Genomic DNA, 22,285 nt, shown 5'->3' with positions numbered 1-22,285 from the left:
CGGCTCCTTTCTCATGATTTTATTCTATCAGTTTACCATTTTCCTCTTCAGAAGTAACCGGAGTCTGCCGCGGTTCCAGCTGGACGATGCCTTGCCCGCCGTCAACGGCCACCCTGTCCCCCGTTTTCAGTTTTGACGTTGCATTTCCGCACCCGACAACGGCAGGAATCCCCAGTTCCCGGGCAACGATCGCCGCGTGGGACAAAGGGGCGCCGACGTCCGTTATGATAGCAGCCGCTCTTGGAAAAAGCGGGGTCCAGCCTACATTGGTTGTCGAAGTCACTAAAATTTCCCCCGCCGCAAAAGAATCCCCGTCTTCCGGGACATCAAGGACACGGACAATGCCCTCCACTCTCCCGGCCGCTCCCGCGAAACCTTTTAAAGTATGCGCATCATCAGTTTCCGCAGGCATAAAAGCATCGTAATAATCCGCTCTTCTGTCAGGATCCTCAGCCCATTTAAACGGATTGAATCTTCCGTTAATAACGGATGGGAACGGCGGCAGTTTTTTATAGGTTTCATAGTTTTGCTTTCTCGCTTGAATCGACGCAACCGCCGGCTCTTTCCCCGCGAGCAGATCGGTTATTTCATGCAGATACAAGAAGAAAATATCGTCCTTCATGCCGGTCATTTCCGCCGCTCTGAGCGCGAATGCTCTGGCTGTCCGGTACACCCTGACAAATTCGGATCTGGTTGTTTCTCTAATATTCGCGTATTCTGACGCTTTTTCCATTTTGGCTTTGAGCCATTTGACCTTATGAGGAAACTTTTCTTCAAATCTTCGGAAGGCCTGTTCATGCGCCCGCTGCTGTTTCAAAAGCAGTTGTTCGGCATCAATACCCGACTCCTTGTGTTCTTTGATCTGCTTCGTCAGCCAATCCCGGTTTTCTCCCGGATGCGGTATGGAAAGTTCGTATTCATGCGGGCCACGGTGGCCTTGGTTCCTGAGATATTCTTCCTCGCTCATACGGCCTTTCATGACTTGATCAATGCCGATAATCGGCTCCAGGCTGGCCAGTCCGCCTTTTCCCCTCAGATTGGACAGCAGGAGATTCGCATCTTCTATCCCTGCGAGTTTTGTTAATTGAGAGGTTAACGACGAAGAGGATTGCGCAGAATCACGCCCGCCGGATATTAACGCAAACCACGCGTTGCATAAATACGGATAGATCTCATTGTTCCATATCGCTAATAATGTCCGCTCCGTTTCGGCCCGTTTCAGCTTTTCCTCAATATTCCGGCACCACTCCGGCGATTCGTCCAAGTAGGAGGACATGTTTTTTTTCGCGTACTTCATTTTCGACAGATACGGTTTCAGTTTTTTCGAGATGATCTTCAAAAGTTCATACTTTGAGAACGGATATAAAGGAATTTTCATTTCCGCCGGGATTTCTCCCAATGTATCGCTCATCATTTTTCCTATTTTTCCGCCTTTCGGATTCAGACCGAAAGCGGCGAGAACGGAAAGAGGCTGGCTCATATTGTTATAGGCTCTTCCGCAAATATTGCCGGACCAGACATAATAACCCGGAATGATGCCCGACTCTTCATCCAGATTCCGGAGGAGCGACCATGTCAGCGGCGTCATCACATCGGGAATCGCTTCTCCTATATTTGTGTTTGTCCATAAAAAATCCCCGCTGAAAGAATCATTCCATTCATAGGTTTCCAGATTTCCGGCTTGTAAGGTCGTAATCGGGCGGGATTGTAGAATATACAATGTCCCGCCCGCGGCGGCCCATTCAATATCCTGCGGCCCTCCAAGATCTTTTTCCAGCTTTTTCGCCAGTTTATAGAGCTTTGACGCATATTTGCGAAATTCCCCGGGGCCGTCATATTTTTTCTTGGGCCGTGCCAGTTTAAAAGAATAGGCATCGGCTTCCCCGGAAACGAGCTGCTCCCCGAGACCGTAGACGTAATTGCCTGTCATCTCCCTCCTGCTCCCCGTAATCGGATCTGCGGTAAACAGCACTCCGGATATCTCACACGGTATCATCAGCTGGATGACGATTGCGATTTCATGCTCATCTTCCATTCCCTGAACGGCGCTGTACGCTTTTACCCTTTCTGACTGTGCCGATCGGCGGACTTCATCAATCGCCCTGGACATGTCTTGATCTGTTTTGACATTCAACACCGTATCGAATTCTCCGGCAAAGGAAGCCTGAGCGGAATCCTCTCTCAGCGCGGATGAGCGTACGGCAAACAACGCAGAAGCATGGCGGCTGCGGATGGAATTCACATATTGATCAATAGCCTCTCTCGCCTGATGGCGGAGCTGTCCGTCCTGAAAGGCTGACGGCAAAATCACAAACCCTTCAGGCACAGGATACCCGCTTTGATACATTTTAGAGAGAATGCTTCCTTTTCCTCCCGCAAAGGAATAAAGTTCGTCCGGAAGTTCTCCGAATGTTTTGACACAGTCATTCATAATGTCCCCGCTCCTTTTTAGTCGTTCATCCAAGCTCATAGTTTTTCTCTTTTTCACTTTTTTTGAAAGTATTTCCTATAAGTATACAATATATCGGTCTTCACAAGGGAGAAAATCGATGGCGTTATGTTGTCATAAATGCATCCGTCAAAACGGCCGCAGCGGGGTCTTCAGCCTTACAATGAAAGCGCTATTAAAATTAGAGATAGGCTGCCCGATACTGCTTGCCTGGCATTCGCTTCCGGCTTGCCGCGGGGGGTTTCGTTTGCAGGTTATGTACAACTTCCGTATCAAAAAAGGCGGCTGAAACGCCGCCTTTTTTTCAGACTGTGCGGCCTTGATGCGCCGCCGTATTTCTTTTGGTCTGCTTCGGCTGATACACTTTCCCGACAAACAGGTATCCGTATCTGAAATGGTTGCACACCCAAGATACGAAAATGGGACCGAGCGTGCAGATCAAAAATAAAAGAAGGATGGCAGCCGGCAAAGGCATTGATCGCAAATAGCCTTCCAGAAGATATCCGCTGATTAAAAAGTAGGAGTGCAGCAGATAGATTGAAAACGAATAGTTGCTGATCATCATCACAATCGCGGGCACTTTTTTGAGCTTTGAAAACAGATGAAAACACAGAAAGATCATACTGACCGCGTAAATCATAATATCCGGACGCTTAGAGGAAATGGAGCCGCCGCTGATATATGAAACGGCCACAATCAATATTGCCGATACGGCCGCACTCAAGTAAACCGCATAACGGTACTGATTGATTAGCGATAAAAAACGCGGATATTCCTTTCCGCAATAAAATGCCAGACAGAAATAAAACACCCAGCCCGGAAACGGAACCCAAAAGAACGGAAAAATAGAATCAAGCCCCGATGATGCCGGCGGATGAAAGATCGAAAAGTAAGCCAGATAGACGGCGTTGATGATAAACGACACAGACAGCACCCACATGGGAGATTTGTTGTTCAGCCAGCGGTGCAGCAGCATATGGAGAATGTAAAATTGAAAGATCACAAGAATGAAGTAGCCGATGAAGTTTCCTAAAAACACATTTTCTAAAAATTTACCGATCACTGAAACGAAGCCGGCTCCTTCTTCCGCCACGCTTTTCATTAAAATGGCATCCACCGCGGCAATAAACAGAAACGGCACGAAAATGACTTTGCCCCTTTTCTTTAAAAAACCAGCGGGAACGCCTCCCGGGTATGACCTGGCAAGCAGAAATTCCGAAATAAAGATAAACGCCGGCGTGCTGAACATCAGCAGGGTCCGAAAAGCATCAACCGTATGGGCGGCACTGGCTAAGGACTCTTCCTGAATCATCAGCACCATTGAAACTGCGTGAAGCAGAACGACGCTTAAACAGGACAGGCAGCGAATCACGAAAATTTCTTTTATCTGCATGCGGCCGCTCCTTTTTCACAAGCGCGCCGGACTTTAGCGTATGCTTGGCGCAGCCATTTTTCCCGCAGCTCGGGTGTGCTCGTTTTGACGACAGAAAAAAGGTTCCGCTCGGCTTTTTGAATGCCGCAAAATTGCAGAATGCCTTTTTTCAGCGTAATCCAGTCCGAGTTTTTCCGGAACCACTTTAAGTACCAGCCCGGGGAATCCGCCGTATAAAAGACCTGTGCCGTCTCTGCCCGGAGCAGTCCTTTTACGCGGCCGTTTTCATATGTGTAGGCTTCTCCGGCGACAAACACTCTGTCAAAAAAGCCTTTCATAATCGCCGGAACGCCTCCCCACCACAGCGGGTAGATGAAAATGAGATGATCCGCTTCTTTCATCAGTTTCCGGTATTTCTTCGTTTCAGCGTCCCGGTTCATGTCAGAGCGCTTTTTTTCGCCGCCGTACTTCAGCACGGGATCAAATTGGTCGGCGTATAAGTCAATGACCGTATAGCTTTGGCCGCTGTCCTTTAAAGCCATGACGACGTATTTTACGAGAGCCGCATTGAAACTGTTCTCATCCGGGTTTGCATACACAATCACCGTCTTCATATGTCCCTCCCATTATTTCTTAATTTTTACAATGATTATATCATGTTGTCATATGAATGAGGCAAAGACATGAGAAAGGCTTTTTCCAGTTCCGCTGCCGTTTCGATAACCCCTTTCTGCATATTTTCGCTGATTTTGCCGCCGCAGATTCAATTACAAGCATCCGGCACTTCTGCGTTTTTGAGCGGCCGTATGGTATACTAGCTGTCAAATGAATGGCTTGGAGGACAACATGAGAATTTTAAAGTACGCGATTTTAGGGCTTTTGCGAAAAGGCGAATTGAGCGGATATGATATATCGAGCTATTTTAAAGAAGAGCTCGGCCAGTTTTGGAGCGCAAAGCACAGCCAGATTTATCCGGAATTAAAAAAACTGACGGCTGAGGGATTTATTACGTTTCGCACTGCGATTCAAGGAACGAAGCTTGAGAAAAAAATGTACACGCTGACTGACAAGGGAGATCTGGAGCTTGCTGCCTGGCTGACGAAAAAAGACCCGATTCCGGAAACGGTCAAGGATGAATTTATGCTGAAGGCTTATTTCATCTCAGCTTTGACGCAGGAAGAAGCGGATGAGCTATTCACCGATCAGCTCGTAAAGCGGAAGGAGAAATTGTCCGATCTGGAAAACAGTTATCAAGAACTGATGACATCGTCCGCGGAGGCGGATTCATTTTCTTCCCCTGATTTCGGCCATTATCTCGTGCTGACAAAAGCGCTTGAGCGGGAACGGAATTATATTTCCTGGCTTGAAGATATTTTGGCTCTCATCAAAAAAGCATAAACAAAACGGGGCGGCTCTGTATCTGCAAGCCGCCTGTTTACGTTCTGAGAACCGCATTGATAAACGAATCAGCCATTAAAATAAGAAAAAGCAGACTGAAATACACAATCGAATAAAAAAACATCCCCTTCGACCATTGCGTGTCATCCGCCGCCTGAAAGCCTTTGACGCTCCGGTAAAGCCAGATGGCCCCGAGCAGGAGAGCGGACGCGGTATAAAACGGGCTGACGTCTATATAAAGAGGAACGAGCAGCGAAACCGCAGTCAGAACGGCAATATAGCGCAGCATTTTTATTTTTGTGGCGCGGTTGCCTTTTATGATCGGCAAAAGCGGAATGCCGGCGGCACGATACTCTTCCTTTCGCCTGATTCCGATCGCCCAGAAATGCGGCGGCTGCCACAAAAACATAATCGCGTATAACAAAATCGCGGGCATATCAATGTACCCGGTCAGCGCGCAATAACCGATTAAAGGCGGAGCCGCCCCGGGAAAGCTGCCGACAAATGTGCTCCAGACGGATTGTCTTTTAAACCAAAGCGTATAAACGACGGCATACAGCAAAAATGCAAGCAGGCCAAGAACGGCGGTCAGTACATTAAGCGAAGCAAGCATGATGAATCCGCATGCGCCGAGACATGTGCCGTACAGGATCATGACCGGCGGCGGTATTTTTCCCGTGACGCTGGCGCGGGTGCGGGTTCGCGCCATTTTTGCGTCCATGCCGCGGTCAAAAAAGTTATTAAAAACAGTGCTTGATGCCATGACCAACGCCGTTCCGATCATGGCAACCGCCATGGCGGCAAATATCCCGGGCCCTCCGCCCGTCCTTTCTGACTGAATCCATGCGATCCAAAATCCGCCCAATGCGGCGAGTGAATTTGAGATGATAATCCCCGGTTTGGCAAGAATGATAAAGTCCTTGACCGTCATCCGGTTTCCGTTATGTTTCATCGGCTGTTCCGTCTGTGCTGCATTTGAGTTCATTTGTTCAGGTTCTCCTTTTTCGGCTTATCATATCAGGAAGAATCAGGAAGCACAATTTATTTTGAGCATTTTTCACACAATTGTAAATTGTATATGAAAAGCCGCATCTTGTGACCGGATGCGGCTCATTCCTTTACTATTCAAAGTCTACCCATACAGCTCCCCGATCCGCTGAACGGACACAGTTTTCAATCCAGCGGATGCCGTCGGTTCCCGCCTTGATATCAGGGTAAATTAACGTGTCCAGCATGTCATTGTCACCGCGGTTTTTCGCATCCATTGCGATGGCGAATTTCAAATAAATATTAGACCACGCCTCTGAAAGCCCTTCTGCATGAAGAGCGCCAAGCCTCTCCTCGGCAAGGCAGAGCTCGTCTAAATAAGGCATGCCCCGGATGAGCTTTTGCACTGGTTTCCCCTGCACTTCATACACCAATTCATCCGGTCTGCTGTCGCGCCATTCCAAACTCGCTTTTGACCCGACGATGCGGATTCTATGGCCGTCCATACAGCCCGCGTTTACGGATGATGTCCACATCGTTCCGACGGCGCCGTTTTCATAATGCATCAGCACATAAGCATTGTCTTCCAAGGGTGCACGGCTTCCGACGAAGCTTTGGCGGTCGCACAAAAGCCTTTCAATTTCCATCTCAGGCATAATGAGCTGGGACATATAATACGTGTGTGTGGAAAGATCGCCTAATACAAAGCTCGGACCGGCGACGGCAGGGTCCACACGCCATTTTTGCGCGTCACTGTGCTTTTCGCTTTCTTCGCTCGCACAGAAGCCGTGTGTATATTGCAAATCGACGATACGGATATCGCCTATTTTCCCTTGGGCAATCATAGCCCGCATTTGCAGCAGCATGGGAGCGCCGGAAAACCCGTACGTCACGCCGACGATTTTCCCTTTTTCTTCAGCGAGGGTTTTTATCAATTCTCCTTCTTCAGAAGTAAAGAACAGCGGCTTCTCACAGATGACATGGAGGCCGGCTTCCAGCGCCGCCTTGCAGATGGCAAAGTGAGTGCCGTTCGGGGTCGCGATCGATACGGCTTCGATGCCGTCTTCCCGCCCGGCTTCCTCTGCAAACATCGTCTTGTAATCCGCGTAGCACCTGTCTTCCTCCACACCGAGATTCATTCCGAAGCTCTTTCCTCTTTCCGGATCAATGTCAAATGCGCCCGCGGTTAACTGAAAAGCGGTATTGTCCCGAAGCGCCCCGATTCTGTGTTTATAACCGACCTGGCTGAGCCGTCCCCCTCCGACCATGGCCCACCTGAGCGGTCTTTCAATCTGCTTTTCTCCATTATGCATGCTGAAAACACCCCTTTTTGTATTATCGGCTGATAGATTGCTGTAATGCGTGAATTGACGTTTCGATTCCCGCTTCCGGAGACATCGTCAAATCTTCCATTTCCAGTGAGACTTCCCCGTCATATCCCATCATCCTTACGACAGAGAAAAATTCCTTCCACCACTGCAAGTCCTTCCCGCAGCCGACGGCCACGTAATTCCAGGCCCTGTTGGCCGGTTCCGACACTTCTTTCGTTTCTAAAAGACCGTTCACGGCAGCCAAGTGCCGTTCTATTCTTACATCTTTTCCATGTACGTGATGAATGGCTTCGCCAAGCTCTCTTGCAGCCACAATGGGATCAGCGCCCATCCAAATGAGGTGGCTCGGATCAAGATTCAGGCCGACCATCGGGCCTGCGGCGTTTCTTAAACGAAAGAGCGTTTCTGGATTATAGACCAATTGGGCGCTGAAATTTTCCAGGGCGATCTTTTCGACCCCGCATGATTCCGCTTTTTTCACAAGTTCCCGCCAGTAAGGAATGGCGACCTCTTCCCATTGGTAGTCTAAAATGTCCTTCAGCTGCGGAGGCCAGCTTACGGTGTACGTGATCCAGTTCGGAATTTTATCGTCCGGGCTTGCAGCAGGCAATCCGCTCATCATAATAACTTTTTTCACATTCAGCAAAGCTGCAAGCTCCAGCGTTTTTTCGGTTACTTCTTTGTGGGAAGTCCCAAGGTCACCGGGGTCTAACGGATTTCCAGAACAGTTTAAGGCGCAAAGGGCGATATTTCTTTTTTCCAAAGCCTCTTTGAACGCGTTTCGTTTTTCACTGCTTTCCAAAAGCTCATCCAGGTTGAGGTGCGGCGCGGAAGACCACCCCCCTGTCGTCATTTCAATCGTATCTATGCCCATGCCGGAAATAATGTCGAGCATCTCTTCAAACGGCCGGTGCCCCAAACTGTCTGTTACATAGGATAATTTCATTTGGTATCCCCCTTGTATTATGAAAATAGGTCTGTTGTGTGATCTGTCTTGCGATGATTGCCGCCGTACCGGCGGAAAGATTGCTCCAGCTCCTCCAGCGAGCGGTCTTTCGTTTCCGGCACGAACGTTTTGACGAACCAAATCGCGCCGATATTCAGCAGGACAAATATGAAAAACACGGCGGACATTCCGATTCGGCTGAGCAGCACCGGAAAAGCAAGCCCGATCAGAAAGTTCGCCCCCCACAGGCTGAACGTGCTGATCCCCATGCCGAGGCCCCGGATATGGAGCGGGAAAATTTCTGAAAGCATCAGCCAGGTCACTGTCGAAATGGCGGCTTGCTGGAATGCGAGAAACATGACGATCAAACCGAGCACGGCAAACGGCAAAGCGGGTGTGTCTTTCAAAATGATCGTTAAAAGGCCGATGAAAAAAAGCGATGTCATCGTGCCAAGCTGGCCGATTAAGAGCATCGGACGGCGGCGGACCCTGCCGAGGAGCCATATCCCAAAGCACACGGCGATGACTGAGATGAGCCCGTTGGCGATATTGCCGATCAGCGCGGCTTCCGTTTGAAAGCCGGCGTTTTTTAAAATTTCGGTTCCGTAATACATAATGGAATTCACGCCGGTGATTTGCTGGACGACGGCGATTCCGATGCCGATGAACAAAAGGCGGCGTATCCAGGGAAGGCGCAGGTCTTTCAATGACGCTTTATTCACCTGCTTCTCGGCAGCGGCCGATGCTTGTATGCTCTTGATCTCGTATTCGGCCCGTTTTTGCTCTCTTATGGTTTGAAGAACACGAAGGGCGTCGCCGATTCTTCCTTTGGACGCGAGCCAGCGGGGGCTTTCCGGCACAATCAGCATGCCCAGCCATAACATGACGGCCGGAAGTGTCGCGATGACGATCATATACCGCCACACATGTGAGCTGTCCCCGAGTGTATTGCCTAAAACGGCGTTGCAGGAGTAAGCCAGCAGCTGGCCGATGACGATCATTAATTCATTTTGAGTGACAATCCGGCCTCTTCTTTCTGAGGGTGAGATTTCCGCCAAAAATGTGGGAACCGCCACTGAAGCACACCCGACCGCAATTCCTAAAAGAAAGCGGAAGCCGATCATGACACCGGCGCTGGGCGAAAATGTACAGCCGAGCGTAGCGATGAAAAACAGGATGGCCAAATACAGGATCGTCTTCCGGCGGCCGTATCTGTCAGCCAGCCTGCCGCCGGAAATGGCGCCGAATGCGGCACCCAATAAAAGCGAGCTTGCGACAAGGCCTTCTGTATACGGGGTGAGATTCAGCTGTTCTTTACTTGACATATAAGGCAAAGCGCCATTGATGACGCCTGTGTCATATCCGAAAAGAAGCCCTCCGAACGTTGACACAAGTGTAATGGTCCTCAAAACATGCTGTTCGCCGTTTCTTTTCTTCAACGCGGAACACACCCTTTTCCCATAGCATTTTCCTTTCTCATGCATGTTTTTTGGAAGCGCTTTCTGTCGATGCTTACGAGAATTATAATGGAAGCGCTCCCGTTCCGTCTTTATATTATGAAGACATATTTTTGCCTTTAGGAGACACATCTGTCGGCACCTGTTTTTTTGGATAGACAGCATTTGCTTTTTTATAAAGTGAACGGAATTCTCCCGGAGAGCTGCCCATCTGTGATTTAAAAACTCTCGTAAAATAATGAATGGTCAGTCCGACCTCTTCGGCAATTTGTTTAATGGATAATTCGGTTGATTTCAGAAGAGAAGCCGATTGCCTCACTCTTTCATTCCGGACAAATTCGGAATAGCTGACGCCCGTTTCCGATACAAACAGCCGGGACAGATGGCGGCCGGAAATATGAAAATGTCGGGATACGTCCGCGAGCTGAAGCGGCTGTGACAAGTTGTCTTTAATATGCAGCTTGACCTGCGTCAGCAATGCCGGTGAAGGTCTGCCGACTTCCTGGTGCGGAAGGAATTGCGAAAGGGGCGCCGCCGTTTGCAGCAACGCCAGAATAAGAGAAGACGCCATATGAGTCAGGATTTCTTTCATAAATACCTGTCCCGGCCCGGCGGCCTGTACCATCAAGGTTTTCCAAAGCAAAGCGGCCGGCTCGTGTTCTTTCACTTGAATGATGACGTCAGCCGACCGTTCGACTTCTTTCATCAGACTGTTCCACTCCGGGCTTGAAGCGGGGCCGAGCAATTCAAACGCGACATAAAGAAGGGTTAATCCCGTATCGCTCTTGATCTGATGAAGTACGCCGGGACGGGATACAAACATCGTATTTTCCATCAGAGGGTACGTGCGGCCTTCTTCGAGATATCGGCCTTCGCCGCTGAGAACGAAGCAGAATTCAAAGAAGGAATGTTTATGGACAAGTGTATTGTAGTGCTTAGGCATCGCGCCCCAATAATGAATATGAAAATGCGCTCCGTTTTCTTTCGCATGGTGCACGTATTGGTTTAATGCGATTTTGCCTGACATCAGCTGGTTCCGGTTCAAATGATAAGCCCCCTTACGCCATGATTTTTTATCTCAGAGTATCTTCTTTCCCGAGCCTTTTCAAGAAAACTTCAGAAAAATAAAAAACCTTGCCGATTAGACGGCAAGGTTTGTTTCTTACAGTGTAAATGCGATATCCGCCCCTGATACAGGGTCTTTGACGAATACGCCCTCTTCTTTTTCTTCGATCTCAAAGCCGGCATCGGTCAGCGCTTTTGTCACACGTGACAGCTCTTTTTGATGCGGCAGCGCGATGGTGTAATAATCCAGCCCGCTTGCATTTCCCGGTTTCGGCGGCGCATGTTTTCCGGCCCATATATTCAGACCGATGTGATGGTGATACCCTCCCGCTGAAACAAACAGAGCGGACATGGCGGCGTAATTGCCGACAATGTCAAAACCGAGGATATCGGTGTAAAACGCTTTGGCTTCCTGTAAGTCCGTCACATGAAGATGGATGTGGCCGATAACAGTTCCTTCTGGGAGACGGCTTTTCCGTTCAGCTCCGGCTTCTTCCAAAAGCCCGTCCACATCGACGGGCGCCGTTTGCATGACATAATTGCCCTCTGCATCGCGGCGCCACGTGCTGCGGGGACGATCGGCGTATATTTCAATACCGTTGCCGTCCGGATCAGACAGGTAAAGAGCCTCACTGACCGCGTGATCCCCCTGACCGAGCGCGATGCCGTTTTCAATCAGCCTGGCCAATGCGATGCCGAGTTCTTTCCGGTCAGGCAGAAGTATCGCGAAATGGTAAAGGCCGGTGACAGACCGCTCCGGCAGAACGACGGCGCCTGGATTTTCTTCAAGCACCAGCAGGACGCGTTTTCCGTCTGCTGACAGTCTTGCTGAACGATCTGTCTGCGAGATGACTTGAAGGCCGATTACATTCCGGTAAAAGCCGAGCGAGCGTTCCATATTTTTAATGGTCAATTTGACATAACCGATTGCCGTATCTTGATGAATGCCGGTCATTTGAACGCCTTCTTTCTTATGCTGAAAAAGTTTCTCCCTTTTTTGATTTGAAAAGGAGCTGATCCAATGAAAGCAGACGGCTTCCTGAAAGCGCTAAGTGAATTGACGCAACCAGTAAGATGAAATCAAATTCCGATCCGCCCATAAATGGTGAGGAAAGCTTCGCCGTGAAGATGGCGCCGACTAATGTGACGGCAAACAGAACGCCGATAATGCGCGTTGCTAAACCAAAAAAGATCAGAACCCCGCCGACAAGCTCAATCGTCGCGATGACATAGACCATAAAGGCCGGAATCCCGATGCTCTGGAAAAATTGCGTAGTTCCTTCCAACCCTTGAAACTTGGATAAACCGTGAACAAAAAAGATAATACCTGTTACAACCCTTAAAAGCAGTGTTCCTGTTTCGAATGATTTATTCATAAAATCCTCCTTGAAAATTATTATCACTTACTTTATGTAAGCTAGTATATATACATAACTTATTTACGTCAAGTAATTTTGTTACATTTAACGAAAATAACTTAAAAGTACTATTTGCCTTCGCGAAAAAAAGACCTCCGCACTCTGTCGGAGGTCTTTTTCCCTATCTATGATTCCCGGAACTGGCTTTCATATAATTCCCGGTAAAACCCGTTCTGGCTGAGAAGTTCGGCATGGGTTCCTTTTTCAGCCATTTCGCCGTCTTTCAGCACAAGAATCTGATCGGCTTTTTGAATCGTGTTCAGCCTGTGAGCGATGATGACGCTTGTTCTGCCCGCCATTAAACGGCCGAGCGCTTCTTGTATTTTCACTTCCGTCACTGTATCAATGTTGCTCGTCGCTTCATCCAAAATGAGCAGCACAGGGTCCGCCAGCACAGCTCTCGCGATGGAAATGAGCTGTTTTTGTCCTTGGCTGATGCCCGCGCCGTTTTGGGTAAGGACGGTATCGTAGCCTTTCGGGAGCCGTACGATGAATCCGTGGGCATTGGCGGCTTTTGCGGCTGCCTCCACCTCTTTGTCAGAAGCATCCAGCCGGCCGTAACGAATATTTTCCCTGATGGTGCCCTGAAAGAGAAAGGAATCCTGCAGGACAAACCCCATGTTTTTTCTCAGACTGGATCTCGTCAGTTTTTTGATATCCGTTCCGTCAATGAGGATTTTTCCGTTATTCGGCTCGTAAAAACGGGCGATCAGGCTCGTAACGGTTGTTTTACCCGCTCCGGTCGGTCCGACGAAGGCGATTGACTGTCCTTTCGGAACGCTGAAGGACAGGTGTTTTAAGATCAGGCTGTCTTCCTGATAGCCGAAGGAGACATCTCGGAATTCAATCTCTCCCGTTTTGATCGGCTGGTACAGCGCATGCTCTTCATCTTCCCGCTCCTCTTTTTCATCAAGCACGTCAAACACCCGTTCAGCCCCGGCGATGGCCGATAACATCGTATTGAACTGATTGGCTAAATCATTTAAAGGACGCGTGAACTGCCGCGAATATTCGGCGAATACGACGATGGAACCGATTGAAATCCATCCCTTCAGCGCAAACAGCCCGCCGACCGCCGCTATAATCGTAAAGCTTAAATTGTTTAAAGAGTTCATGACTTTCGGAATGAATCCCGAAATTGTCTGCGCCCAAAACCCCGATGATTGTAACGCCGCGTTTTTTTCTAAAAATTGTTCCATGACGCGGTCTTCCCTCGAATAGGCTTTAATGACCTTCGCCCCTGATATCGACTCTTCAATAAAACCGTTCAGCTCGCCGAGGTTTTTCTGCTGCTGTTTAAAAAGCAATCCCGTCCGGTTGGTGATCCATTTAATGCTCAAAAGCATGATCGGAATAATCAAAAGCGTGATCAATGTTAAAAGCGGACTCATGTACAGCATGACGGAGATTGTGCCGACGAATGTAATGACGCTCGACAGCACTTGAATGACGGATGTATTTAAAGTGGAGCTGACATTTTCGATATCATTGGTGACCCGGCTCATTAAGTCCCCGAGCCGCTGTTTATCAAAAAACGGAATCGGCAGCTCATGCAGATGGGTAAACAGCTCGCTCCGCATTTTAAACACGGTGCTTTGCGAGATATTGATCATCCAATAGTTTTGAAACCATAAGGACAATGATTGCACGAGGTAAATCCCAAACAGGATGAACAGCACCCCCGCCAATCCGTCTGTCGTCTGTCCGACGATAAAATGATCAATCGCTTTCCCGATGACGAACGGTCCGAGCAGGCCGAATATGGCGCTTATGACTACCATGATGATCACAAGGGTTAAAAGCCCTTTTTTCTCGGCTACATAAGACCAGATTCTGCGCAGCGTGCCTTTTGTATCTTTTGCTTTCGCGCGTTTTCTGCCGCCTTCATTTGATTTGAGCGGTATTTTCGGATATCGGAAAGGTTTACGAATGTCTTTTTGCATTGTCAGCTCCCTCCTTTCCGAATTGTGATTCATAAATCTGCCGGTACAGATGAGACTGTGCCATCAGCTCTTTGTGCGTGCCTTTGGCCAGCAGTTCGCCGTCTTCAAGCAATAAGATGGTGTCAGCCTTCATCGCAGTCGTTATTTTCTGCGTAATAATCAGTGTCGTGCATTCATAGGATCTGATCGCTTGTAAAAGCTTCGCTTCCGTTTGAAGATCAAGCGCGCTCGTACTGTCATCTAACAGCAGGAGGGACGGCTTTCTGATAAAAGCGCGCGCGATGGAAATCCGCTGCTTCTGCCCGCCTGACAAATTGACGCCCCGCTGTCCCAGCACCGTGTCGTATCCGTTTGACAGCTTCATAATCGTGTCATGGATTTGCGCGTCTTTGGCCGCTTCCATTACTTCATCTAGTGAAGCATCCTCCCGCCCCCAGGCGATATTTTCACGGATGGTGCCCGAAAACAGAAGCACTTCCTGCGGAACATAGCCGATTTCCCTGCGCAGCCCGCAAGCGGAGAATTCACCGATCGGTTTGCCGTCTATGAAAATACTGCCCGAATCAGCCGTGTACAGGCGCGGAATCAGCTGAAAAAGCGTTGATTTTCCTGAACCTGTCGCGCCCATAATGGCAACCGTTTCTTTCGGGCTGGCAGAAAAGGACACGTGATGCAGCGCGTCTTTTTCCATGCCCGGATAGCGGAAGGACACTTCGCGAAACTCAATCCCGCCTGCAAGCGCCCGTGCCGGGTCCTGCCCCGTTCCCTCGCCGCCTTCTGTTTCCAGCACCTCGCCGATTCTTTCTCCGGAAGCCTTCGCCCGGGAAAATACCATGATGAGAAAAGGAAGAACGGACAGCGCGCCTGTAATCCGCGTCGCATAGTTAATGACGGAAACGACATCGCCGACCTGCGCTCCGCCCTGAGCAATGCTTTTGGCGCCGAACCATAAGATAAACAAAATGCAAATGTTCATCAGCAGCATTAAAATCGGCATCGCCGCTTCCACGAGACGAAAAGCGGAGACCGTTTTTTCCATCAGCTTCGTATTCGATTTCAAAAAACGTTTCACTTCGTGGTTTGCACGGAGGAGCGCTTTAATCAGTTTGATCGCCGTCAGGTTTTCCTGCATGATCGTGTTGACCTGATCAAGCCGCTTTTGCACAGACCGAAACAGCGCGCCGCCTCTTTTCAGCTCCCACAGCAAAAACAAAAGCAAAATCGGCACCGTGATCAGCAGAAAAAACCCGAGTTTCGCATTGACGGTCAGCGAGAGAATAATGCCCCCCGCGATCATTAACGGCGCACGAAGCATAAACCGGAGACTCATGAAAAGCATATTCTGAACCTGTGTCACATCGTTTGTCAGCCGGGTGATAAACGATGTGGATGAGAATTGCGCAAACGTCGAATAGGAGAAGGATTGAATCTTTTGAAAAAGCCCTTTTCGCGTATCATACGCATAGCTCTGGCTGATGTGGGCGGAGTAGAATGAATTTAAAATACCCGATGCGAATGAAACAGCGGTCAGTCCGATCATCACGCCGCCCCACAGCCAAACCGTACCGAGATCCTGCTTTAAAATTCCTTCGTCAATGATTTTCCCGATCAGCAGGGGCTGTATCAGCTCTACCGCAAGCTCGATGAGCATGAAAAACAGAGCGATTCCCGCCAAAAGAGAATACGGTTTTACATATGATAAAGCCTTTGACATGTGTAAGCCTCCAAATCCTTTGTTCAATATTATTATTTTATGCCTTTCCGGCAAATGAATAAAGAAATTTGGTGTGCCGTTTTTTCAATAATCTGCGAAAAAGATAAAACCTTCCCGGGAAGGGAAGGTTTTGACCTTATTGATCCAATTGCTGTTCAATACGCTCCCGCATTTGCGGAACGCCTAATCCGACAATGACCTGAAGCGCCCTGCCTTTTCTGACGACGCCGTGGGCTCCCAGCTCTCTGAAATCGGCGTCACTTTTGACCTTTGATTCATCAGCGACAGTGACGCGGAGACGGGTGGCGCAGTTGGTGACCTCCGTAATATTGTCCTTTCCGCCCAACGCTTCAATATACAAAGCGGCTGTATCCCGCTGTGTTTCGTCTGCCGCCGCTGTTTCTTTTGAAGCCTGCTTCCGTTCTCTGTACTCCTTTTTCGAATAGAGCTTTGTTTCCTGCCCTTCCTCTATTTCTCTGCCCGGTGTGGCGATGTTGAATTTGAGAATGAGGAAGCGGAAGACGAAAAAGTAAACAGCGGTAAAACACAACCCGATAATGATCTGGTATACATACGTCAAGCCGTGGCTTGACGCCAGCGGGATCCAGTTCAAGGTCGCAGCTTCGATCAAACCGCCCCCCATATTTCCGACGACGCCGGCCATATACATGACAGTTGCCATGGAAGCGGCAAGCAAAGCATGAACCGCAAATAAAAACGGCGAGATAAAAAGGAATGTAAATTCAATCGGCTCTGTAATTCCCGCGACAATGGACGTCAAGGTGACCGGGATCAATAGGCCGGCGACGATTTTTTTCTTTTCCTTTGAAGCCGTGGCGTAAAAAGCGAGCGCGATTCCCGGAATGCCGAAGATTTTCGAGTTGCCGTGAAGCGCGAAGCCCCCCTGCGGGAACAATTCTTTCAGCGGTTTGACGCTTTGAGAGTATTCCCCGAGATGCTGGGCCCAATAGGTGACGATACCGCCTTCAGCCACAGCCGGACCGTAAATAAACGGCGAGTAAATAAAATGATGCAGGCCGGTCGGAATTAAAATCCGCTCCAGGAACGTGTAAATCCACACGCCGATCGCCCCGGAAGAAACGAGAAAGCTTTGCAGCGAGCCTATTCCGGACTGAACCATCGGCCACACGTATGCCACCGCAAGTGAAATCGGTATCATAATGAAGAAAGAAATGATAACGATGTAGGAAGATCCTTGAAAAATCCCCAGGAAATCCGGCAGTTTTTTATCAAAATAACGATTGTGCAAATACACGACAATAGATGAAATAAAGATGGCGCCGATAATATTCGTATCAAGCGTTTTGATCCCGGCGATCATCGTCAGCCCGCTCGTTCCGCCCGCTTCCTGAGTCATATCGACATGAAAAGCCCCGCCCCAAACCGTCAGAATCGCATTGATAAAGTAATTGAATGTCAGATAAACTGTAAGCGCTTCCAAACAGGCCCGCGCCTGCGCTTTTTTCGCTAAGGCGACAGGTATGCCGATCGCAAACAGGAGCGGCATTTGATTAAAGACGGTCCAGCCGCCCTGTTCAATGACGTACCAGCATTGATACCAAAGCCCGTCAGGATCAGCCAGCGGCCCCATCAGCGTTTTATTTTTAAACAGCGTACTCAGACCGACAATAATACCGGAAAATGCAAATAATAAAACAGGCACAAACATCGCGCTGCCGAAGCGCTGGACTTTTTGCATCATTTCACGTGACCTCCCGCTATTTATCAAAATTTTCGAGCTCTTTATAATCAACATATGCGCGGAATAACGCTTCGCCCACCAGAAAAAACGGGGCAAATGCGACGATTTCCGTTTTATCGCTTAACGTCACCGGCTTGCTGGTCGCATAAAGATTATACGGCGTCGTTTGCGCCAGTACGTTGTTTTTCAGATTGGTGATTGAAATAAACGGAACTCCCTTTGCGGACAGGGTCCTTACCTGCGGAATTAATTCGGGTGTTTCGCCTGATAAAGAAATAATGATGAATACGTCATCAACCGTAAAATCATCACACATGATATCAAACTCTGTGATGTCCTGAATTAAAATCAGATACTTCCGCCGGGATACAAACATCCGCTGCAGCTCACGGGCGCACACCCTCTGAGCCGTCCCCGATCCGTAAACGAAAATCCGTTTTGCTTCATCTATCAGCCGGCACATCTCCGTCATATCTTTTGACTTCACGTATTTTACATTGGCTTCAATATCATCCAGCAGCTTTTCAAACGTCATATTCTCGCCCTCTTCAGGCTGATCCTCCCATTTAAGAAAAACCCGGAATTCACTGTAGCCGCTGAAGCCCAGTTTTTGGGCGAGCCGCAGGATGGAAGACCGAGAGACATTGCAGGCTTTCGCCATGTCATTGATACCGAGATGGTAGCACGTATGCTTATGATTCAATATATATTTTAAAATATAAAAATCGTTGTCATTTAATTTCGCGTAATGCTGATTAACCAGTTCTTCAAGACTCATCCCAAAAATCCCCCCGTTTTCTTTCTATTATATAGAATAACAGATAAAGAAAACGGGGAAGATTGTCATCAGGAAATAGGAGACGGACTTACATCAAGCTCAGGCCAGTAGTCCTTGTTAGCCTCCATCAGATCTTCAAGAATCAGTCTTGCCACACGGGCGTTCGGCACTGTTTTTGACAGGATCAGCGCCTGCCACAGCTTTTGAAATGACCGCTCTTCCCACGCTTCAGCCGTCAGTTTTTCGACAGACACCTGCTGTTCCATCAGGCCTTTTTGAAATTGCGGTATGTTCCCGACTGAGAGCGGTTCCGGTCCGTTTGAGCCTACGAGACAAGGAATCTCAACCATGGCTGACGAATCAAAGTTTGCGATCGCGCCGTTATTTTCAACGATTAACAGCATCCTCTCCCCTGTGTTGTAAGCGATGGCCCGGGCAAGGTCGACGATATAGGAAGCATGATCATCAATTTTAATTTCACTGTTCTCCGATGATTGTTCGCGCGTAATCATATCGCATTGGCTGAAAATGAAAGCTTCCCGCCCTTCCATGACTTCGTTGGCTCTCGTATGGTTCGGATTTGATTTTTTCACCATATCATCCGGGAATAAGTAATATTGCAGATATGTGTTCGGAAGCGTATCCGGATCAGCCGCCTGTACGTCGCGCGCTTTTTTGAATGTGTCATTCCAGCTTGCTTCAGTCTGTTCGGCCTCCGTCTTCGAAACGTAGCCGTATTCACGGACATGCTCTTTCAGCTTCGGCATTAAATCATTGCCATGCCGGTCTGTGATGGACGTCCACCAGCCAAAGTGGTTCAAGCCGTAGTAACGGACGTTCATTTCTTTTCGTGAAGATAATCCGAGGATGTTCGCCATACGATCCTCAATTCCGACCGGCATGTCGCAGATGTTCAATATTTTTGAATTCGGTCTGAGGCGCCGTGTAGCTTCGGCCACAATCGCCGCCGGATTGGAGTAATTCAGCATCCATGCGTCGGGCGAGTACGTTTCCATATAATCAAGAATCTCCAAAACACCGCCGATAGAGCGCATGCCGTATGCGATTCCGCCCGGCCCGCATGTTTCCTGGCCGACCACGCCGTACTTCAGCGGGATTTGTTCATCGAGCGCGCGCATCGCATATTTTCCGACGCGGATATGCGCCATGACGAAGTCAACATCCGTAAAAGCCGTCTCTGGGTCATCAGTCGCCAGAAATTCAATGTCCGGCGCTTTTTCTTTTATAAATACCTCACACGCACCCGCAATCCGCTCCTGCCTTTCTTTATCATTGTCATAAAGTTTCAGCTTTCTGATCGGAAACTCTTCCAGGTGATTCAAAAGCATTAATACAATTCCGGGGGTAAATGTGCTGCCGCCGCCTGCAATAACGATTGAGAATGATTTGTCTGTCATGTGAAGCCCTCCTCTGATAACGTTTACATTTTATTTATATCATGAGAAGGTCCGATCTGTACCGGGTTTGGAGGAGTTAGATCATTTAATCATTTTTAGTTATTTTTCTCAAAAAGCGGGAAAGTTCCCACAGGTACGAAAAAGGCCTGCTGTCATCAGCAGACCCATTCTCAAAAATGCTCTTGTAAATCAGAAAGCAGTACTTCCTGCTCAAATTGCGGATTTCCGATCGGGAAAATTCTGGCTGTTTCCTTGTCTTCGTTGACATGCTGAATATAAATCGGAACTCCTTCGTACGTCACATACGCCATGGCGGCGGATTCTGAAATGTCTTTCGCACGCTGTGTATTCACGTCTCAAACCTCCTTTAGGCCTCACACATAACGTGTCCGGCAGCCAAGAGAAGTATGCTTGTTTCTTACAATTGTCCGGTGGTGAGTTTGAATTTTTTGAGGCGTTTGTAAAACGTGCTCCGCGGGATTCCGGCCATTTTGGCGGCCAGCGTGACATTCCCCTTCGCTGATTCAAGCGCGTTTACGATGATGTTTTTCTGAATGTGCTCCCGGATGGAGACAGGGGACGCTTCTTCCTGTTCATAAGACTCGGCCGCCTCTTTAAGACCTGACGCTTCAAGCAGGGCTGCGATGGGGTGTTCTGACAGCCGTCCGTCCGGGAACATGACGGAAAGACGTTCAAATACATTAAACAATTCCCTGATATTTCCCGGCCATTTCCGGCTCTTTAATAGGTCTAAAAAGTCATCAGGAAGCTCCCCCCGCCAGGCGCGATTTCGCTGAAATTCAAGGAAGAGGCCGGGAATGTCTTCGGTGCGTTCTCTTAATGGAGGGAGGTAGATCGGACAGACGTGAAGCCGGTAAAATAAATCTTCTCTCAGCTTTTTGCATTGGACAAGCTGTCTCAGATCAGTGTGGGTGGCAGTGATGATTCTGATGTCAACGGGAATCTCTTTTGTCCCGCCGACCGGGGTGACTTTCCGTTCCTGCAGCACCCGTAACAGAGCGACCTGCATGGAGTGTGATATTTCTCCGATTTCATCGAGGAAAAGCGTGCCTTTATCGGCTTTTTGCAAAGCGCCGTTATGTCCTTTCCGTTTGGCCCCGGTGAAGGCGCCTTCCGAGTAGCCGAACAGTTCGCTTTCAATCAGCTTTTCGGGGACCGCTCCGCAATTGACGGCGATAAACGGGCCGTTTTTCCTGGAGCTGTTGTTATGAATCGCCCGGGCGGCAACCTCCTTTCCCGTCCCGGTTTCTCCCGTAAGACAAACGGTTGCGTCCGTTCGGGCGACAAGCTCCAGCTGCTGAAGCATATGTCGGGATGACGGGCTTTTGCCTGCCGCACCATGGAATATAAAAGACGGCTTTTCTTCTCGTTTGGATAAATAAACGCATGTGTAGCCGTTCTCCTCCCGCTTCGCCTGCTTGATGTGATAGCCCTGTTCCTCAAGCTCGCGCAGCATATGTCCGGTAAAATGCTGAACGGGACGGCTTGCGGCGATAACCCGGCTCATTTCATTGCAAAGCACGATCGGATCGTGAGACCGGGTAAGCCCGGCGAACTTGCTGATCATGTCAAGTTCTGTCATTTTGATCTTTAGGGCAAGCTCCCGTTCCGCCGTATAAGCGATGGAGGAGGCAATTCCGAGCATAAACGGCTGAGCGCGGGCGGCGGGGCAGGAAATATCAATGACACCCGCCAGCCGCCCGTCTTCATAACGGATCGGCGCGGCGGAACAGCTCCATTGATGAGAAGCGAGAGAATAATGTTCGGAACCGTGTATCATGACCGGCTCATTTGTATAAAGAGCCGTCCCGATCGCATTCGTGCCGACGGCCGTTTCCGTCCAGCGGGCGCCTTTTAAGAAATTGATGCGGTTCGCTTCATGAATGGTGCGCGGGTGGCCGTCAACTGAATGGACAACGCCGTCAGAATCAATCAGGAGAACCATCATTTCCATTTCCCGCATCGCCGTTTTCATTCTTTCTGCATACGGCGTTGAGGCCGCTAAAAATAACGCATGCTTTTCGGCCTGCCTTTCTAAATGATCTGCCGGCATTACATTCGGCCCCTTTTCTAGATAAGGGTTGACGTCGGCTTTTTTGCAGCGGTGCCATGAGGCGGCCACCCGCTTCTGAATACGGGATTCATCGAGCACGCCTTCTTTCACAAAACGCTTCCAGGTTTTAAAATCATTCCGAATGACATTCATTGTATTCGCTCCCCCCTGTTCAGACCATCTTTTCATATATTGTAGGGTAAAAATAAAGC

The 22,285-nt window shown here is 49.0% G+C and carries 18 protein-coding genes; 1 reads left to right on the top strand and 17 read right to left on the bottom strand.

The genetic code is table 11. From position 1 onward, the window contains the following. Positions 1 to 19: 19 nt before the first annotated feature. The 3 genes from GNE05_RS04545 to GNE05_RS04535 all read right to left on the bottom strand — a co-directional run bounded on the left by GNE05_RS04545 (position 20) and on the right by GNE05_RS04535 (position 4,435). Positions 20 to 2,431: a PEP/pyruvate-binding domain-containing protein gene (locus tag GNE05_RS04545; RefSeq protein ID WP_160182503.1), complete on the bottom strand. Its 2,412-nt coding sequence runs from the start codon at positions 2,429 to 2,431 to the stop codon at positions 20 to 22. A gap of 322 nt (positions 2,432 to 2,753) precedes the next feature. Next, positions 2,754 to 3,842, bottom strand: coding sequence for an acyltransferase family protein (locus GNE05_RS04540; protein ID WP_160182502.1), 1,089 nt, complete (start codon positions 3,840 to 3,842; stop codon positions 2,754 to 2,756). Continuing rightward, entirely contained in the window at positions 3,833 to 4,435 is a 603-nt protein-coding gene (locus GNE05_RS04535; protein ID WP_022552776.1) for an NAD(P)H-dependent oxidoreductase, read from the bottom strand. The genes GNE05_RS04540 and GNE05_RS04535 overlap by 10 nt, the downstream gene beginning before the upstream one ends. Before the next feature lie 232 nt (positions 4,436 to 4,667). On the opposite strand from GNE05_RS04535, the gene GNE05_RS04530 reads away from it, so the two are divergent. Further along, on the top strand, positions 4,668 to 5,219 hold the full coding sequence (locus GNE05_RS04530; RefSeq protein ID WP_015239418.1) for a PadR family transcriptional regulator: 552 nt from the start codon (positions 4,668 to 4,670) through the stop codon (positions 5,217 to 5,219). A 37-nt stretch (positions 5,220 to 5,256) separates the two neighbouring features. On the opposite strand, the gene cyoE is transcribed toward GNE05_RS04530, so the two are convergent. From cyoE to GNE05_RS04460, 14 genes are all read right to left on the bottom strand, one after another. Further along, positions 5,257 to 6,204 carry a heme o synthase gene (cyoE, locus tag GNE05_RS04525; protein ID WP_060562252.1) on the bottom strand — a complete coding sequence of 316 codons (948 nt, stop codon included), beginning with the start codon at positions 6,202 to 6,204 and terminating at the stop codon, positions 5,257 to 5,259. Positions 6,205 to 6,340: 136 nt separating this feature from the next. Beyond that, complete coding sequence (locus GNE05_RS04520) at positions 6,341 to 7,519, bottom strand: Gfo/Idh/MocA family protein (protein ID WP_160182501.1); 1,179 nt, start codon at positions 7,517 to 7,519, stop codon at positions 6,341 to 6,343. A 22-nt stretch (positions 7,520 to 7,541) separates the two neighbouring features. After that, entirely contained in the window at positions 7,542 to 8,483 is a 942-nt protein-coding gene (locus GNE05_RS04515) for a sugar phosphate isomerase/epimerase family protein (RefSeq protein WP_039062782.1), read from the bottom strand. A gap of 17 nt (positions 8,484 to 8,500) precedes the next feature. Then, positions 8,501 to 9,967, bottom strand: a complete 1,467-nt coding sequence (locus tag GNE05_RS04510) for a sugar porter family MFS transporter (RefSeq protein ID WP_144664947.1) — start codon at positions 9,965 to 9,967, stop codon at positions 8,501 to 8,503. 70 nt (positions 9,968 to 10,037) lie between these two features. Continuing rightward, positions 10,038 to 10,985, bottom strand: a complete 948-nt coding sequence (locus GNE05_RS04505) for an AraC family transcriptional regulator (RefSeq protein ID WP_160182500.1) — start codon at positions 10,983 to 10,985, stop codon at positions 10,038 to 10,040. 117 nt (positions 10,986 to 11,102) lie between these two features. Next, positions 11,103 to 11,960, bottom strand: coding sequence for a catechol 2,3-dioxygenase (locus GNE05_RS04500; RefSeq protein WP_160182499.1), 858 nt, complete (start codon positions 11,958 to 11,960; stop codon positions 11,103 to 11,105). Between the two features lie 16 nt (positions 11,961 to 11,976). Next, positions 11,977 to 12,381: a DoxX family oxidoreductase CatD gene (locus GNE05_RS04495; RefSeq protein ID WP_007408534.1), complete on the bottom strand. Its 405-nt coding sequence runs from the start codon at positions 12,379 to 12,381 to the stop codon at positions 11,977 to 11,979. A gap of 167 nt (positions 12,382 to 12,548) precedes the next feature. Then, complete coding sequence (locus GNE05_RS04490; RefSeq protein ID WP_052827188.1) at positions 12,549 to 14,366, bottom strand: ABC transporter ATP-binding protein; 1,818 nt, start codon at positions 14,364 to 14,366, stop codon at positions 12,549 to 12,551. After that, on the bottom strand, positions 14,347 to 16,080 hold the full coding sequence (locus GNE05_RS04485) for an ABC transporter ATP-binding protein (protein WP_160182498.1): 1,734 nt from the start codon (positions 16,078 to 16,080) through the stop codon (positions 14,347 to 14,349). Before GNE05_RS04485 ends, GNE05_RS04490 begins: the two co-directional genes overlap by 20 nt. Before the next feature lie 136 nt (positions 16,081 to 16,216). Further along, positions 16,217 to 17,803 carry an alpha-glucoside-specific PTS transporter subunit IIBC gene (locus GNE05_RS04480; RefSeq protein ID WP_160182497.1) on the bottom strand — a complete coding sequence of 529 codons (1,587 nt, stop codon included), beginning with the start codon at positions 17,801 to 17,803 and terminating at the stop codon, positions 16,217 to 16,219. A gap of 16 nt (positions 17,804 to 17,819) precedes the next feature. Then, positions 17,820 to 18,581 (bottom strand): MurR/RpiR family transcriptional regulator, encoded by a 762-nt coding sequence (locus GNE05_RS04475; protein ID WP_033574995.1) that lies wholly within the window; start codon positions 18,579 to 18,581, stop codon positions 17,820 to 17,822. A 68-nt stretch (positions 18,582 to 18,649) separates the two neighbouring features. Continuing rightward, on the bottom strand, positions 18,650 to 19,999 hold the full coding sequence (gene glvA / locus GNE05_RS04470) for a maltose-6'-phosphate glucosidase (protein ID WP_160182496.1): 1,350 nt from the start codon (positions 19,997 to 19,999) through the stop codon (positions 18,650 to 18,652). Between the two features lie 170 nt (positions 20,000 to 20,169). Then, positions 20,170 to 20,352 (bottom strand): H-type small acid-soluble spore protein, encoded by a 183-nt coding sequence (locus tag GNE05_RS04465; RefSeq protein ID WP_003155535.1) that lies wholly within the window; start codon positions 20,350 to 20,352, stop codon positions 20,170 to 20,172. Between the two features lie 65 nt (positions 20,353 to 20,417). Continuing rightward, complete coding sequence (locus GNE05_RS04460) at positions 20,418 to 22,226, bottom strand: sigma-54-dependent Fis family transcriptional regulator (protein ID WP_160182495.1); 1,809 nt, start codon at positions 22,224 to 22,226, stop codon at positions 20,418 to 20,420. Positions 22,227 to 22,285: the final 59 nt, after the last annotated feature.

This window comes from Bacillus sp. AM1(2019) (genome assembly GCF_009906915.1).
GTDB lineage: Bacteria > Bacillota > Bacilli > Bacillales > Bacillaceae > Bacillus > Bacillus velezensis.
The sequence above is the reverse complement of the archived record's forward strand: the minus strand, read 5'-3'. Positions and strand labels throughout refer to the sequence as shown.

Coding starts and splice junctions, on each gene's coding strand:
- GNE05_RS04545 (WP_160182503.1), bottom strand. CDS start 2,431: ATGAATGACTGTGTCAAAACATTCGGAGAACTTCCGGACGAACTTTAT.
- GNE05_RS04540 (WP_160182502.1), bottom strand. CDS start 3,842: ATGCAGATAAAAGAAATTTTCGTGATTCGCTGCCTGTCCTGTTTAAGC.
- GNE05_RS04535 (WP_022552776.1), bottom strand. CDS start 4,435: ATGAAGACGGTGATTGTGTATGCAAACCCGGATGAGAACAGTTTCAAT.
- GNE05_RS04530 (WP_015239418.1), top strand. CDS start 4,668: ATGAGAATTTTAAAGTACGCGATTTTAGGGCTTTTGCGAAAAGGCGAA.
- cyoE (WP_060562252.1), bottom strand. CDS start 6,204: ATGAACTCAAATGCAGCACAGACGGAACAGCCGATGAAACATAACGGA.
- GNE05_RS04520 (WP_160182501.1), bottom strand. CDS start 7,519: ATGCATAATGGAGAAAAGCAGATTGAAAGACCGCTCAGGTGGGCCATG.
- GNE05_RS04515 (WP_039062782.1), bottom strand. CDS start 8,483: ATGAAATTATCCTATGTAACAGACAGTTTGGGGCACCGGCCGTTTGAA.
- GNE05_RS04510 (WP_144664947.1), bottom strand. CDS start 9,967: ATGCATGAGAAAGGAAAATGCTATGGGAAAAGGGTGTGTTCCGCGTTG.
- GNE05_RS04500 (WP_160182499.1), bottom strand. CDS start 11,960: ATGACCGGCATTCATCAAGATACGGCAATCGGTTATGTCAAATTGACC.
- GNE05_RS04495 (WP_007408534.1), bottom strand. CDS start 12,381: ATGAATAAATCATTCGAAACAGGAACACTGCTTTTAAGGGTTGTAACA.
- GNE05_RS04490 (WP_052827188.1), bottom strand. CDS start 14,366: ATGCAAAAAGACATTCGTAAACCTTTCCGATATCCGAAAATACCGCTC.
- GNE05_RS04485 (WP_160182498.1), bottom strand. CDS start 16,080: ATGTCAAAGGCTTTATCATATGTAAAACCGTATTCTCTTTTGGCGGGA.
- GNE05_RS04480 (WP_160182497.1), bottom strand. CDS start 17,803: ATGATGCAAAAAGTCCAGCGCTTCGGCAGCGCGATGTTTGTGCCTGTT.
- GNE05_RS04475 (WP_033574995.1), bottom strand. CDS start 18,581: ATGAGTCTTGAAGAACTGGTTAATCAGCATTACGCGAAATTAAATGAC.
- glvA (WP_160182496.1), bottom strand. CDS start 19,999: ATGACAGACAAATCATTCTCAATCGTTATTGCAGGCGGCGGCAGCACA.
- GNE05_RS04460 (WP_160182495.1), bottom strand. CDS start 22,226: ATGAATGTCATTCGGAATGATTTTAAAACCTGGAAGCGTTTTGTGAAA.